1 protein-coding gene is annotated in these 535 nt (G+C 52.0%); it reads right to left on the bottom strand.

The window, feature by feature from the left end; genetic code table 11:
• A partial coding sequence (locus ACS8FC_RS20500; protein WP_439298137.1) for a helicase-related protein occupies window positions 1-535 on the bottom strand: 535 nt, incomplete at both ends.

Here is a 535-nt window from a genome sequence, read left to right as displayed (position 1 = left end):
GCCGCGCCCAACGCGCCCGCGCAATTGATGCAACTGCGACAGACCTAGACGCTCCGCATTTTCGATCACCATAAGCGACGCGTTTGGTACATCAACGCCCACCTCAATCACGGTGGTGGCAATCAATAAATCTAAGTCTCCTGCTTTAAACGCTTGCATAATGGCTTGCTTATCCGCGGACTTCATTTTGCCATGTACCAATCCAATGCGAATATCTAAGCGCTCATTTAAGTCCTCATACGTGGCTTCAGCTGCTTGTGCATCAAGCACGCTAGATGCTTCTACTAAGGAGCACACCCAGTAAGCCTGCCTGCCCGCTTCGCAATTCACGGCAATGCGTTCGATCACCTCATCGCGGCGATTGCGATCGATGGTCACCGTGGTAATTGGAGTACGTCCCGGCGGGAGCTCATCAATGATGGAGGTATCCATATCACCATAGACACTCATGGCAAGCGTTCGCGGAATTGGCGTTGCTGTCATGATCAGCTGATGCGGCGTACTATTGGCCACGCCTTTATTGGTCAATGCCATA

This window comes from Psychrobacter sp. 1Y4, assembly GCF_051847555.1.
The sequence above is the reverse complement of the archived record's forward strand: the minus strand, read 5'-3'. Positions and strand labels throughout refer to the sequence as shown.